General features: G+C 75.3%; 9 protein-coding genes and 1 pseudogene. 8 read left to right on the top strand and 2 right to left on the bottom strand.

Going from position 1 to position 14,304, the window contains the following annotated elements; all coding sequences use genetic code 11:
* The first annotated feature begins 36 nt into the window (after positions 1-36).
* Positions 37-1,110, top strand: coding sequence for a redox-regulated ATPase YchF (gene ychF, locus O1G21_RS16065; RefSeq protein WP_270144450.1), 1,074 nt, complete (start codon positions 37-39; stop codon positions 1,108-1,110).
* A 65-nt stretch (positions 1,111-1,175) separates the two neighbouring features.
* On the opposite strand, the gene O1G21_RS16060 is transcribed toward ychF, so the two are convergent.
* Complete coding sequence (locus tag O1G21_RS16060) at positions 1,176-1,793, bottom strand: HAD-IA family hydrolase (protein WP_405000810.1); 618 nt, start codon at positions 1,791-1,793, stop codon at positions 1,176-1,178.
* Positions 1,794-1,917: 124 nt separating this feature from the next.
* Positions 1,918-3,095, bottom strand: a pseudogene (locus tag O1G21_RS16055) (dihydrofolate reductase family protein).
* Between the two features lie 192 nt (positions 3,096-3,287).
* Between O1G21_RS16055 and O1G21_RS16050 the strand changes: the two are divergent.
* The 7 genes from O1G21_RS16050 (at position 3,288) to O1G21_RS16020 (ending at position 14,248) form a co-directional block, all read left to right on the top strand.
* Positions 3,288-4,106 (top strand): methyltransferase domain-containing protein, encoded by an 819-nt coding sequence (locus tag O1G21_RS16050; protein WP_270144446.1) that lies wholly within the window; start codon positions 3,288-3,290, stop codon positions 4,104-4,106.
* A gap of 155 nt (positions 4,107-4,261) precedes the next feature.
* Positions 4,262-5,743, top strand: coding sequence for a DUF4190 domain-containing protein (locus tag O1G21_RS16045; RefSeq protein ID WP_270144444.1), 1,482 nt, complete (start codon positions 4,262-4,264; stop codon positions 5,741-5,743).
* Positions 5,744-5,936: 193 nt separating this feature from the next.
* On the top strand, positions 5,937-6,101 hold the full coding sequence (locus tag O1G21_RS16040) for an SPOR domain-containing protein (protein ID WP_270144443.1): 165 nt from the start codon (positions 5,937-5,939) through the stop codon (positions 6,099-6,101).
* Positions 6,102-6,110: 9 nt separating this feature from the next.
* Positions 6,111-6,557, top strand: coding sequence for an NUDIX domain-containing protein (locus tag O1G21_RS16035; protein WP_270144441.1), 447 nt, complete (start codon positions 6,111-6,113; stop codon positions 6,555-6,557).
* A 138-nt stretch (positions 6,558-6,695) separates the two neighbouring features.
* A complete protein-coding gene (locus tag O1G21_RS16030) occupies positions 6,696-9,458 on the top strand; it encodes a SpoIIE family protein phosphatase (protein WP_270144439.1) in 2,763 nt (920 codons plus the stop codon).
* 229 nt (positions 9,459-9,687) lie between these two features.
* Positions 9,688-12,303: a SpoIIE family protein phosphatase gene (locus tag O1G21_RS16025; protein WP_405000654.1), complete on the top strand. Its 2,616-nt coding sequence runs from the start codon at positions 9,688-9,690 to the stop codon at positions 12,301-12,303.
* An 88-nt stretch (positions 12,304-12,391) separates the two neighbouring features.
* Positions 12,392-14,248, top strand: a complete 1,857-nt coding sequence (locus O1G21_RS16020; protein WP_270144437.1) for an ABC transporter family substrate-binding protein — start codon at positions 12,392-12,394, stop codon at positions 14,246-14,248.
* Positions 14,249-14,304 lie beyond the last annotated feature (56 nt).

Here is a 14,304-nt window from a genome sequence, read left to right as displayed (position 1 = left end):
CGACCCAACTCCTCCAAGCCCACGGGACTGCGCTTCATGTCGCTCACGATCGGAATCGTCGGCCTGCCGAACGTCGGCAAGTCGACCCTGTTCAACGCCCTGACCAAGAACGACGTGCTGGCGGCCAACTACCCGTTCGCCACCATCGAGCCGAACGTCGGCGTCGTCGGCGTCCCGGACGAGCGGCTGACCAAGCTCGCCGAGATCTTCGGCTCCCAGCGCATCCTCCCGGCCACCGTCGACTTCGTCGACATCGCCGGCATCGTGCGCGGCGCCAGCGAGGGCGAGGGCCTGGGCAACAAGTTCCTCGCCAACATCCGCGAGTCGGACGCGATCTGCCAGGTCGTGCGCGCCTTCACCGACCCGGACGTGGTGCACGTGGACGGCAAGGTGTCGCCCAAGGACGACATCGAGACCATCCACACCGAGCTGATCCTGGCCGACCTCCAGACCATCGAGAAGGTCCTGCCGCGCCTCCAGAAGGAGGCGCGCCTGAAGAAGGACACCGCCCCCGTGCTGGCCGCCGCCGAGGCCGCCCAGGCGATCCTGGAGACCGGCAAGACCCTCTTCGAGGCCGGTTTCGACACCGCCCCGATCCGTGAGCTGCACCTGCTGACCGCCAAGCCCTTCCTCTACGTCTTCAACGTGGACGAGGACGAGCTGGCCGACGAGGAGTTCAAGAACGCCCAGCGCGAGCTGGTCGCCCCGGCCGAGGCGATCTTCCTCAACGCCAAGATCGAGTCCGAGCTGATCGAGCTCGACGACGCCGAGGCCCTCGAGCTCCTCCAGTCCATGGGCCAGGACGAGCCCGGCCTCGCCACCCTCGCCCGCGTCGGCTTCGACACCCTCGGCCTGCAGACCTACCTCACGGCCGGCCCCAAGGAAGCCCGGGCCTGGACCATCAAGAAGGGCGCCACCGCCCCCGAGGCCGCCGGAGTCATCCACACCGACTTCCAGAAGGGCTTCATCAAGGCCGAGGTGATCGCCTTCGACGACCTGGTCGAGACCGGCTCCACCGCCGAGGCCCGCGCCAAGGGCAAGGCCCGCATCGAGGGCAAGGAGTACGTCATGCAGGACGGCGACGTGGTCGAGTTCCGCTTCAACGTCTGACCGCAACTCGCTTGGAGGGGGCCGGACTTCCGCTGGGAAGTCCGGCCCCCTCCGGCGTTCCGTGGTCAGGCCGGGACGGTGAGGGTGAGGGTGCCGTCGGGGGCGGTGGTGACGGTGACGGCTTCGAGGGTGGGGGCGAGGGCGTCGGGGTGGTGGGCGGCGGCGCGGGGGCCGATGCCGATGACGCGCATGCCGGCCGCGCGGGCGGCGGCGATGCCGGCGCCGGAGTCCTCGAAGGCGAGGCAGTCGGCGGGGGCGAAGCCGAGGGCGGCGGCGCCCTTGAGGAAGCCCTCGGGGTCGGGCTTGCTGGCGCCGACGGATTCGGCGGTGACCAGGACGGGCGGCATCGGGAGGCCGGCCGCGTCCATCCGGATCCGGGCGAGCGGCAGGTCGGCGGAGGTGACCAGGGCGTGCGGCAGGCCGGTCAGGGCGGCGAGGAAGGCGTCGGCGCCGGGGACCTGGACGACGCCCACGGTGTCGGCGCGCTCCTCGGCGAGCATCTGCTCGTTCTCGGCGAGGTTGACCTCGACCGGGCGGTCCGGCAGGAGTTCGGCCATGGTCGCGTGGCCCTGGCGGCCGTGGACGACGGCGAGCGCCGCGACCGGGTCGAGGCCGTGCCGCACGGCCCAGCGGCTCCAGCAGCGCTCGACCACGGCGTCGGAGTTGACCAGGGTGCCGTCCATGTCGAGGAGGAGGGCGCGGGCGGTGAACCGGACGGGGGTGGCGGGCACGGGGCGGCTCCTGGGAGGGAGAATGGCGGCGGACGTCGGCGAAGACGAGCCCTTTGTTTCTAAATGATACAAAAGATCACCGGAGCAGATGGGCGTTGACCGCCCGGGCCTCCTCGGCCAGCTCCGGCAGCTCCACCACCTCGACCCCGGCCGCCTCCAGCAGGGCCGTGCCCTGGCAGCCGGTGACGAACAGGTCCGGCTCGCGCCAGGCGACCACCACCCGCGGCACGCCCGCCGCGATGATCAGCCGGGCGCACGGCACCGGCCGCGAGGCGCGCTGCCCGCAGGGCTCCAGACTGCTGTAGACGGTCGCCCCCCGCAGCCGGGGATCGCCCGCCGGGAGCTTGGCCAGGGCGGCCTCCTCGGCGTGGTCGTGGGCGTCGGTCTCCCGGCTGAAGCCCTCCGCCAGCACCTCGCCGTCGGCGCCGACGATCACCGCGCCGACCGAGAAGGCCGTCTCGGAGGGCGGGCAGCGACGGGAGAGCTCGACGGCCCGGCGCAGGTGACCGAGGTCGGTGGTCTCGGGGCGGTCCGCCGCGGGACGGTTCGTCGCGGGGTGGTTCACGGCGCGGGCTCCTTCGGGGCGTACCTGAGCAGGACGACGTCGCCCACCGTACGTGCCTCCAGCAGCCGCATCCGCCGGGCCGGGCCGCCCGGGAACGCGGCCGGGCGGACGAACCGCGGCGCCTCGGCCTGGCCGACCAGCAGCGGGGCGACGGCCAGCTGGAGCTCGTCCGCCAGGCCCAGGGCGAGGAACTGGGTGTGCACCCCGCCGCCGCCCTCGACCATCAGTCGGCGCACCCCGCGCGCGCCCAGGTCGTCCAGCACCGCGCCGAGGTCCACCGAACCGCCGAGCGCGACCACCTTGGCCAGCCCGTCGAGCCGGGGCCGCAGCACCGCCGCCCCGGCCTCCGTGGTGTAGGCGATCTTCGCGCCGCCGGTGTGCCAGAACCGCAGCTCGGCGTCGAGCGCGCCGCTCGCGCTGAGCGTCACCTTCAACGGGTGCTCCGGTCGTCCGGCCGCCACCCGGGCGGCCCGGCGCGCGGGGTCGTTGACCAGCAGCCGCGGGTTGTCGGCGCGCAGCGTGTTGCCGCCGACCAGGATCGCGTCGGCGGCCGCCCGCTCCGCGTCGACCCGGTCGAAGTCGGCGGCGTTGGAGAGCAGCAGGCGCTCGGGGGAGGCGTCGTCGAGGTGGCCGTCGAGCGACACGGCGGCGCTCAGCAGGACGAAGGGGCGCGGGCCGGGGCCGGGCATGGGCGGGGCCGTTCTGTCGGGACACGTTAGGGCGGGGCACGTTCGGTCGGGCGCCTCCACGGTACGGCGGCCGGTTGCGGCTCGGCCCTCCAGTGCTCGCAGTGTGAGACGTTTCTTCTCGTCATGCGGGATGAGGAGTAGCGTCGGGGCGTCGCGGAAACGGAAGACCGATCACGCCTCAGGGGGAACGCCATGTCCGGACCACGGCCTGCCGCCGCCTACACCCACGGTCACCAGGAGGCCGTGCTGCGCTCGCACCGCTCCCGTACCGCCGCCGACTCGGCCGCCTATCTGCTGGGTCGACTGCGGCCCGGGCAGGCGCTGTTGGACGTCGGCTGCGGCCCCGGCACGATCACCGCGGACCTGGCCGAGCTGGTCGGCCCCGGCGGCCGGGTGGTGGCCGTGGACACCTCGGCCGAGGTGCTGGAGCAGGCCGCCGGGTACGTCGCCGGGCGCGGCCTGTCCAACGTGGTGTTCGAACTCGCGGACGTGCACCGACTGCCGTACCGGGACGGCGAGTTCGACGTGGTGCACGCCCACCAGGTGCTGCAGCACCTGGCCGATCCGGTGTCCGCGCTGCGCGAGATGCGCCGGGTGACGGCGTCCGACGGGGTGGTCGCGGCCCGGGACGTCGACTACGCGTCGATGACCTGGTTCCCGGAGGTGCCCGCGCTGGAGCGCTGGCTGGAGCTGTACCGGCGGACCGCCCGCGCCAACGGCGGCGAACCGGACGCCGGGCGGCGGCTGCTGTCCTGGGCCCGCGCGGCCGGCCTCACCGAGGTCACCGTGAGCGCCGGCACCTGGACGTTCGCGACGCCCGAGCGGCGCGAGTGGTGGGGCGGGATGTGGGCGGACCGGGTGACCGGCACGGCGTTCGGCCGGACGGCGGTGGAACGGGGCTTCGCCGACCGGGCCGAGCTGGAGCGGATGGCGGACGGCTGGCGGGAGTGGAGCGCCGCCGAGGACGGGTGGTTCTCGATGATCCACGGCGAGATCCTGGCCCGGGTCTGAGCCCGCGGACGGCGGCGGTATCGGCCGGGCGGATGTTCGGAAAGATCGGGTAAAGTCGCGCGACCGTTCGCATCGGGCCCCGTCCGGCCCGGGCGGCGGTGTCGAGTGCCGAAACGCCGAGTCGAGGCCCGCCCCGGCGGGTCGGGGGAGTCCACGTGTCCAAGCCTGAGTCCGAGCTGCCCGCCGCTCCGGGGCCGGACCCGCGGGTGGACTTCCGCAAGGACCCGGACGCGGAGCAGCCGAAGCCGCAGGACGCCGGCGCGACGGACGCGGCCGAACCGGAGCACCCGGCGGAACCGGACGCCTCGCCGGCCTCGCAGACCTCACAGGCCTCGGCGCCGGAGCGACCCGCCGACCCCTGGGCCCCGCCGGCCGACCGGCCCGCGCAGGCCGCCCCCGGCTCATCGCAGGCCCCGCCCCAGCCGCCGCCCCCGCCGCTGCCGGCCGGCGGCTGGGCCTCGGTGCCGCCCTCCGCCGAGTCCGGCCTCCGGCCCGGCAACCCGTACGCGAACCCGAACCAGCGCCCGAACCCGCACTCGCCGTACGCGCGGCACCCCCACGCCCCGTACGGCCCGCACCATCCGTACGACCCCCAGCCGGAGCCGCGCACCAACGGCTTCGCCATCGGCTCCCTGGCGACCGGCCTGAGCCTGCTCTCGCCGGTGGCCCTGGTGTTCGGGATCATCGCGCTGACCCAGATCAACCGTCGCGGTCAGCGCGGCCGAGGCATGGCGGTGGCCGGTCTGGTGCTCGGCGTGGCGGGCACCCTGCTGCTGTCGCTCGCCCTGGGGGCGGGGGACTTCGGCTCCGCGCGGGACGGGCGCGACGGGGGGTACGCCCAGAAGCCCCCGGCCGGATCCGTCCGCTGGTCCGCCCTGAAGGCCGGGGAGTGCTACAACTCGCCCGACGTGAGCGGGAAGACGGACGAGAACGGCGACGAGACGGTCTACTGGGTGCGCCGGGTGGCCTGCTCGGACCCGCACCACGGCGAGGTGGCCGGCAGCGCCCGGATCCCCGACGGCACCGGCCCCTATCCGGGCGCGACCGCCGTGCGCGAGCGGGCCGCCGCGCTGTGCCGCACCGTGCTCGACGACTACGCGCTGGACCAGTGGGCCGTCCCGGACGGCATGGACGACGTCTACCTCTACCCGAGCGCGGGCAACTGGGCGGCCGGCGAACGGTACGTCACCTGCGCCTTCGAGGACCGCGAGGACCAGCACCTGGGGACGGTCCGCACCGACCGCCGCACCCTGACCTCGGTCCAGCTGGCCTACCTGGACGCCGTCCGGGGCTTCAACGCGGCCTACGCGGAGGAGCCGAAGAAGGACGTGGCCGTCGCCGACGCCGAGTACCGCTCCTGGGCCCGGCGGATGGCCGCGGCCTCCCGGGCCGAGGCCGCCGCGCTGCGCAAGCCGACCGCCGAGTGGCCGACCGACATCCAGTCGAAGGTCGACAAGCTGGCCGAGACCCAGACCCAGGCGGCCACCGCCTGGGACGACGCGGCCTCCGGCAGCGACGTGGCGGGCGACCTGCGCCGGGCCCGGGCGCTGATCGCCAAGACGGTGCCGATCAGCGTGGAGATCCGGCGCTCGCTCGGCCTGTCCACCGGCGAGCAGGTGCCCGACCTCCGCGCCTGACCCGGTCCTGAGCCGATGCCGAGCCGCGGCCGACCCGGTTCCGAGCCGCGCCTGAGCCGGTCCGCCGGTTACGCAGCGTTAACGCGGCCCGTACCTGCCGGTAGCGCGCGGCCCGTAGGGTCGACGGCGTGTCCCCGGCCCGACCCCCACGCCGGCCGGGGACACCCGGCGGGCCGCCCGGTACCCTCCCCGCATGGGCACCTTTCGGGTGATGCGGCAGGACGACAACGGCAACCGCTTCCTGGTCGCCAAGGGTCTGGCCGAGGCCGAGGCACGGCGCGTCGCCGACGACTTCGAGGCGCGCGGCCACAAGCAGATGTACTGGGTCGAGTCCGAGGCCGCCGACCCCGCCCCGTAGGGTCGCGGCATGGAACAGACCGGCGAGAGCCCCGACGTCACCCCGCTCAGGATCGTCGTCGGCGGCGCGCTGATCCGCGGCGGCCGGGTGCTCGCCGCCCGGCGCAGCGCTCCACCGGCGGTGGCCGGGCGCTGGGAGTTCCCCGGCGGCAAGGCCGAACCGGGGGAGACCGAGGCGCAGACGCTGGAGCGGGAACTGCTCGAGGAGCTGGGCGTACGGGCGCGGGCGCTGCGGCGGCTGCCCGGTGCGTGGACCGTGCGCCCGGGGCTGGAGCTGCGGTTCTGGGCCGCCGAGCTGCTGGCCGGCGAGCCGAGCCTGCTGACGGACCACGACGAGCTGCGCTGGCTGGGCCCGGCGGAGCTGGACTCCGTGGACTGGATCGAGCACGACCGCGAGGTCCTGCCGCACGTCGCCGAACTGCTCGCGGCGGCGGACGACGCGCGAGCCGCCGGATAGGTCAATCGAACAAGAGGACCCGCGAGCCGGGATAGCCTGGGATCTGCTGGGTATGTCACTTTTCGGCACTATTCGTCACCATCGGTGAGCCGCCCCAGCCGGCGCCGCCGATCCCGACCAGAGCCGGAGGCCCCGTCGGTGTCGACAACCGGGAACGGCGGCGGGGCAGCGCGGCGAGCAGGCCCCTCGGGAGGCGCCGCAGCCCGCGCCCGACTGCGCCGCGCCGCCCCGCCGACCGCCCCGCAACCGCCGTCCGGGCGCCGACGCGGCGGCCCCACCGGCCCCGCCGCCCCCACCGGCCCCGGTGCCGCGCCCCCCGTCCAGCCGGCGCCGACCCCGGCCGTCCCCGAATCCGGCGTCCAGCCCGGTGTGCGCAGCCGCCCCGGCCGGCCGTTCCCCGGCGGGCCGGCCGACGCCGGACCGGGCCTCGGCGCGCCGCCCGGGGGCAGCCTGCTGGACATGCTGAAGGTCGCCATCGCGATCCTGGACACCGCGGGCCGGGTGGTGCTGTGGAGCCCGGCCGCCGAGGAGCTGCTCGGCTGGCCGAGCGAGCTGCTGGTCGGCCGCCGGATCGACGAGCTGATCCCGGACCAGGGACAGGTCGCCCGGATCCGGATCGCGATCCAGGACACCCTGCGCAACGGCCGCTGGGCGGGCAACGCCGAGCTGCGCGACCGGGACGGCCTGCCGGTCGCGGTGGACGCCCGGATCTCCCTGCTGGTGGACGGCGACGGCACCCCGTTCCTGCAGGTCAACCTGGCCGAGGCGGCCGCCGTACGGGCCATCGAGCGGGACCTCGCGGTGCGCGACGCGCTGTTCGAGCAGTCCCCGCTGGGCATCGCCATCCTGGACGGCGACCTGCGCTACACCGCCGTCAACCAGACCCTGGCCGAGATGAACGGCGTCGCCCTGGAGGACCACGTCGGCCGCACCACCGGCGAGACCCTGCCCGAGCGCGCCGCCGACGAGATCACCGCGATCCAGCGCCAGGTGCTGGCCACCGGCGAGCCGGTCATCGACGTCACCCTCGCCTCCCCGGTCACCACCCGGCCCGGCTACCGCTCGATCTCCTACAGCCGGATGACCGACCGCGCCGGCCGGGTGCTCGGCATCTCCGGCACCGTGATGGACGTGACGGAGCGTTACCGTGCAGTGGCCAAGGTCGAGCACGCCCGCCGCCGGCTCTCGCTGCTCAACGAGTTCGGTTCCCGGGTCGGCGACCTGCTGGACGCCGCCCGGATCGCCCAGGAACTCGCCAGCTCCGTCGTCCCACGGCTCACCGACCACTCCGCGGTGATCCTGCTCCAGGCCGTCGCCCACGGCGACGACCTGCCCCGGCACGGCCACGACCGGCGCACCTCGCTGCTCCAGCTCGGCACCGCGTCCGTCCAGGACGGCCCCGAGGTCGAGGTGATGCTCCGGCGCGGCGCCCGGATCACCTTCGCCGAGGAGTCCGCCTGCGGACGGGTGCTGCGCACCGGCGTGCCCGAGCTGCTCTCCGGCGCCGACCAGCTCGACGACGTCACCTACCCCGGCGACCCCAAGATGCAGGCCGCCCGCGACCTGGGCGTGCACTCGATGCTGGTCGTCCCGCTGCGCGCCCGCGGCATCGTGATCGGCCTGCTGCTGGTCAGCCGGGCCGGCTACCGCGAGGGCTTCGACCGCGACGACCTCGCCTTCACCGTCGAACTCGCCGACCGGGCGGGCAGTTCGCTGGACAACGCCCGGCTGTACGCCCGCGAGCGCACCGCCGCGCTCACCCTCCAGCGCACCCTGCTCCCGCAGCAGGTCCCGCAGCCCACCGGCGTCGAGGTCGCCTACCGCTACGTGCCCGGCAGCAGCGGCACCGAGGTCGGCGGCGACTGGTTCGACGTCATCCCGCTGCCCGGCGACCGCACCGCGCTGGTGGTCGGCGACGTCATGGGCCACGGCCTGCGGGCCGCCGCCACCATGGGCCGGCTGCGCACCGCCGTCCGGGTGCTGGCCGCCCTCGACCTGCCGCCGGACGTCCTGCTGCGACACGTCCACGAGCTGGCCGACGACCTCGCCCAGGGGCCGGACGAGGCGCTGCTCGCCACCTGCGTCTACGCCGTCTTCGACCCGGGCACGGCGATGCTGACGGTGGCCAAGGCCGGGCACATCCCGCCGGTGCTGGTGGTGCCGGGCGAGGAGACCGCGGAGCCGACCCGCACCGGCGGCCCGCTGCCCGGCGGCGCCGGCCGGATCCTCGACCTGCCCTCCGGTGCCCCGCTCGGTGTGGGCGGAGTTCCGTTCGAATCCGTCGAACTGAAGATCCCCGAGGGCAGCCTGCTCGCGCTGTGCACCGACGGCCTGGTGGAGTCCCGGGACAAGGACCTCGACGTCGGCCTCGGCCGGCTGATCACCGTGCTCCAGGAGCCGTACGCCTCGATCCAGGCCGCCTGCGAGGCGGTGCTCGACACCATGGAGCAGGGCCGCGAGCCGGACGACGTCGCCCTGTTGCTGGCCCGGCTCGGGCACGGCCAGGCCGGCGCCCCGACGGCCGGCTGGACCCTGCCCGCCGAGCCCACCGCCGTCTCCCGGGCCCGCCGGCTGGTCCGCGCCACGCTCGCCGAGTGGGGCGTCGAGGACCTCACCGACACCGCCGAGCTGCTGGTCAGCGAGCTGGTCACGAACGCCGTCCGGTACACCAGCGCCCCGATCGGGGTCCGGCTGACGCTCGGCGAGACGCTGCTGGTCGAGGTCTCCGACCCACTGCCGGACCCGCCCCGGGAGCGTCACGCGGCCGAGGCCGACGAGGGCGGCCGGGGCCTGGAGCTGGTCCACCGGCTGGCGCTGCACTGGGGCGCCCGGGCCGAGGGGATCGGCAAGGTGGTCTGGTTCGAGCTGGCGCTGCCGGGTAGTGACCCCGGCGAGCAGTGACGCGAGTAGAGCCGCAGGAGAACCGTGCCGCACATGCCATCGGGCGCCCCGGGGGAGCGCGCGCTCCGGAAGGGGGCGCGAGCGTGGCATTGTGGTTGCGCGGGCGGTAGGACAAAAACCTTCGCCCGATCTGATGTTGTGATGTTGAGGGCGTGTGAACGCACCCCTCGATGATGAATACTCGGTCTTCTCGACATCCGGACGGTCGCGGGTTGGAGGGGTCGGTCCGTTGAACAGCACTCCGGCGCGGAACGCGCCGAGCAGCAGCGGTCATGCCGCTGTACCCGGGCAGGCCGGTTCTCCACAGCTGCCCGTACCGGCGGCCCCGCCGGGCACCGGCACCGCGGGACCGGCCCGCGGCGCCCAACCCGACGCCGAGGCCAGGCCCTGGGGCGCCGGGGACCCGGGCTCGATCTACGACTACATCCGGGTCGCCACCTTCGCGATCGGCCCCGACGGGCGGATCAGCCAGTGGAGCGAGCGGGCCGCCGAGTTCTTCGGCGTCCCCGCCGCCGAGGCCGTCGGCGCCGACCCGATCACCACCTTCGTGCCCCGCGAGCTCTGGCAGCGCGGCCGCGCCCGGCTCGAGCGCACCCTGGCCGGCGAGGAGTGGGTCGGAACCACCCCGTACCGGGACGCCGGCGGCGGCGAGGGCCTCGCCGAGCTCTACCTGATGCCCGACAGCGCCCTGCCCACCGCGGGCGCCACCTGCCTGGCCGTCGACCTCGGCCGACTGCGCCGGATCGAGACCGACCTCGCCGCCTCCGAGGCCGTCTTCGGCCAGACCCCCACCGGCTTCGTGCTCTTCGACGACCGGCTGCGGCTGCAGCGGGTCAACGACGCCTTCGCCGCCGGCATGGGCCTGGTCCCCACCGACCTCGAGGGCCTCACCCCGCACGACCTCTTCCCGCCCTCCGAGGCCGACCGGCTCACCGCCGCCCTGCGCAAGGTCCTCGCCACCGGCGAGCCCGTCTTCGACCTGCGCTTCCACGGCGTCGTCCCGACCCGCGACGGCAACCGGCTGTGGGCCGTCTCGCTGTACCGGCTCAACAGCTCGGCCGGGCAGCCGATGGGCGTGGCCGGGCAGGTCTCCGACGTCACCAGCCGCCACGTCGCCGAGCGCGAGGCCGACGGCGTGCGCCGCAACCTCGCCCTGCTCAACGAGGCCAGCGCGCACATCGGCTCCACCCTCGACCTGGAGACCACCGCCAAGGAGCTCCTCGACGTCGTCGTCCCGCCGTTCTGCGACCTCGCCACCGTCGACCTGTACACCGCGCTGCTCTCCGGCGAGACCGTCCCCAGCGCCGGCCGGCTCGGCGACACCGTGCTCACCGACGGCAGCGGCGAACTGCGCCGGGTCGCCGTCTCCAGCGTGCTCGGCGGCGCCTCCTCGGTGCTCGGCTCGGTCACCGGCCTGCCGATCGCCGAGGCCGGCGGCACCCTCTGTTACCCCCGCCGCTCCCCGCACGCCCGGGCGCTGCGCACCGGCCGCAGCGTCGTCCCGGAGCCCGGCCGCGACCCGCTGCTGCGCTCCACCCTGATCGTCCCGCTGGTCGCCCGCGACCAGGTGCTCGGCCTGGTCCAGCTCTCCCGGGCGATCGGCAGCGAACCCTTCGACGCCCGCGACGTGGCGATCGCCGAGGAACTGGTCGCCCGCGCCGCCGTCTGCATCGACAACGCCCGGCTCTACCGCCGCGAGCACGAGCGGGCGCTGATCCTCCAGCGCAGCCTGCTGCCCCCGGGCAACCCGGCCGCCAGCGGCCTGGAGATCGCCTGCCGCTACCTGCCCAGCAACAACAACACCGAGGTCGGCGGCGACTGGTTCGACGTCATCCCGCTGCCCGGCAACCGCACCGCGCTGGTCATCGGCGACGTGATGGGCCGCGGCCTGCGCGCCGCCGTCGCCATGGGCCAGCTGCGCACCGCGGTGCGGACCCTGGCGATGCTCGACCTCGACCCGGCCGAGGTGCTCGGCGCGCTGGACGAGATCGCCCGCGGCCTCGGCGACGACTCCGTCCCGGCCGGCCCGCCCGCCCCGTACGGCCGGCTCACCTCGACGGCCGACGAGGAGGCCCGCGAGGTCTACCTGGCCACCTGCGTCTACGCCGTCTACGACGCCGTCACCCGCCGTTGCGTGTTCGCCAACGCCGGCCACCTGCCGCCCGTCCTGCTCAGCCCCGGCGAGCCCGCCCGGATGCTCGACGTGCCGCCCGGCCTGCCGCTCGGCGTCGGCGGCGAGCCCTTCGAGGAGGTCGAACTGACCCTCCCGGACGGCGCCGTGCTCGGCCTCTACACCGACGGCCTGGTGGAGAGCCGCAAGCACCAACTGGACGAGGGCCTGCGCGCCTTCCGGGCCGCGCTCGCCGACCGGGGCAAGGGCCTGGAGGACCTCTGCGACCACGTCCTCGGCGAGCTCGACCCGCACCACGGTGAGGACGACATCGCGCTGCTGATGGCCAAGGTGCACGCCTTCCCCGAGGACGCCGTCGGCAACTGGTTCCTGCCGCCCGAGCCCACGTCCGTCGCCAAAGCCCGTGAGCTGGCCTGCAGCTGGCTGCTGTCCCGGGGCCTGGAGGAACTGGTCGACACCACCGAGCTGCTGGTCAGCGAGCTGGTCACGAACGCGCTCAAGCACGGACGGGGCGAGATCCGGCTGCGGCTGCTGCGCGAGCGCAGCATGGTCTGCGAGGTCTGGGACGACGGCTACGCCCAGCCCCGGCAGCGGCGCGCCCAGGAGACCGACGAGGGCGGGCGGGGCCTGCAGCTGGTCAGCCTGCTGGCCGAGCGCTGGGGCAGTCGGCGCACGCCCAAGGGCAAGATCGTCTGGTTCGAGCTGGCGCTGTAGCCGGGCACTGGGCCGTCCGGGTGCAGTCGCCCGGCGGTCCGCCGTGTCGACGCGGCCCGGGCCGGGCGGGCGGCGTTCCATGGCGACCATGCGTGTCCGTCAGCTCACCGCCGCAGCCGTGGCGCTGCTGCTCGCCGCCGGTCTCGGCGGCTGCTCCGACGACCGGGACCCGGTCCGTGGCCCCGAGCCCGCCCCGGCCCCGGCCTCGGCCTCGGCCGACCCCACCGCCACCACCGGGGACGTCCGCCCCGCCGACCGCGACGCCGTCGAGAACGGCGGCACGCTGCGCTGGGCGCTGGACGGCGTCCCGGCCACGCTGAACGTCTACCAGAGCGCCGCCACCGCCGACTCGGCGCTGCTCGCGCACGCGCTGTACCCCTCGCTGTTCCGGCCCGACGAGCACGGGCGGCTCGCCCCCGACCCGGACTACCTGACCGGCGCCGAGTGCACCCCGCCCGGGCAGCAGCCGCAGGTGGTCACCTACCGGCTCAACCCGCACGCCGTCTGGAGCGACGGCACCCCGCTGTCGGCCGCCGACCTCATCGCCCAGCGGACCGCCCTGTCCGGGCAGGACCCGGCCTACCGGGGCGGGCACCCGGCCGGGTACGACGCCATCGAGTCGGTCACCCAGGGCACCGACCCGCACGAGGTGAAGGTGACCTTCCGGCGGCCGTACGCCGAGTGGCGCGCGCTGTTCGGGCCGCTCTACCCGGCCGCCGAGACCTCCACGGCTGCGGCCTTCAACCGGGAGCTCACCGGCGTCGGCCACCTGAGCGCTGGGCCGTACACCCTCTCCAGCTACGACGCGAAGGGTGGACGGGTCACCGTGGTGAGCAACCGGCTCTGGTGGGGGGACCTGCCGAAGACCGACCGGATCGACTTCCTGGCCGTGCCGCCCGAGCAGCGGTTGGACGCGCTGGGCCAGGAGCGGCTGGACATCGCCCCGCTCACCGCGGCGGTGGACCGGGCGGTGCCGCCCGCCGCCACGGCCGGCGCCTCGGGGTCCGCCACCGCCGGCGCCTCGGGCTCCGCCGCCCCGGCTGCCGCCCCGCCCGCCCCGCCCGGCGCCCCGCCTGCCGCCGCGCCCGAGGCGGCCGCGCAGGTGTTGCGGCGGGCCGAGTCGCTGCCCGGGATCACCGTGCACCGGGCGGCCGCCGCCTCGCTCACCCAGCTCACCCTCAACGCGGCCCGCGGCCCGCTCGCCGACGCGGCGGTCCGGCGGGCGGTGGGCCGGGCGGTCGACCGGCGGCGGATCGCCGAGGCCGCGCTCGCCCCGCTGGGGCTGCCCGGCGCCCCGCTCGGCAGCCACCTGCTCGCCGGGGACCAGGAGGGCTACCGCGACGACAGCGCCGCGGCCGGACCGGCCGACGCCGCGCAGCTGCTGGACGGGGCCGGCTGGAAGCGGCCGGACGGCGGCACCCGGACCAAGGACGGCAAGGAGCTCGCCCTCACCCTGCTCGTACCGGCCGGCTCCGCGACCGCCAAGCGCACCGCCGACGCGCTCACCGCCGACCTCGCCGAGTCCGGCATCGCGGTGAAGCCGCGGACCGCGCCCGCCGAGACCTACGTCCAGGAGCACCTGGCCGTCGGGGACTTTGACCTCGCGCTGTTCTCCTGGCCGGCCGGTCCCAGCCCGGCCGCCGAGCAGCGCGCCGCGTACGCCAAGCCCCGGCCGGACGCGGAGGGCGCGCTCGAACCGGGCGGCAACTACGGCCGCAGCGGCACCGAGGAGATCGACCGGCTGTTCGACCGGGCGGCCGCCGAACTCGACCCGGTGGCCCGCCTGGACCTGCTGCAGGAGGCCGACGTACGGATCTGGCAGCTGGGGCACTCGGTGCCGCTGTACCAGCGGCCGGAGCTGGTCGCGGTGCGGACCGGGGTGGCCGGGGTCGGGGTGTGGGGCTTCGGGTGGCCGCGCTTCCAGGACGTGGGCTGGAGCCGCTAGGGCCGGAGCGGATCACCGGCGCAAGGGTGGCGGAGCGCGACGGCGGGGTGAGGAGC

Origin of the sequence: Kitasatospora cathayae (assembly GCF_027627435.1) — a bacterium.
In the GTDB taxonomy this organism is placed as follows: Bacteria; Actinomycetota; Actinomycetes; order Streptomycetales; family Streptomycetaceae; genus Kitasatospora; species Kitasatospora cathayae.
Note: the sequence above shows the minus strand (reverse complement) of the source record. Positions and strands in the feature narration are given on the sequence as shown.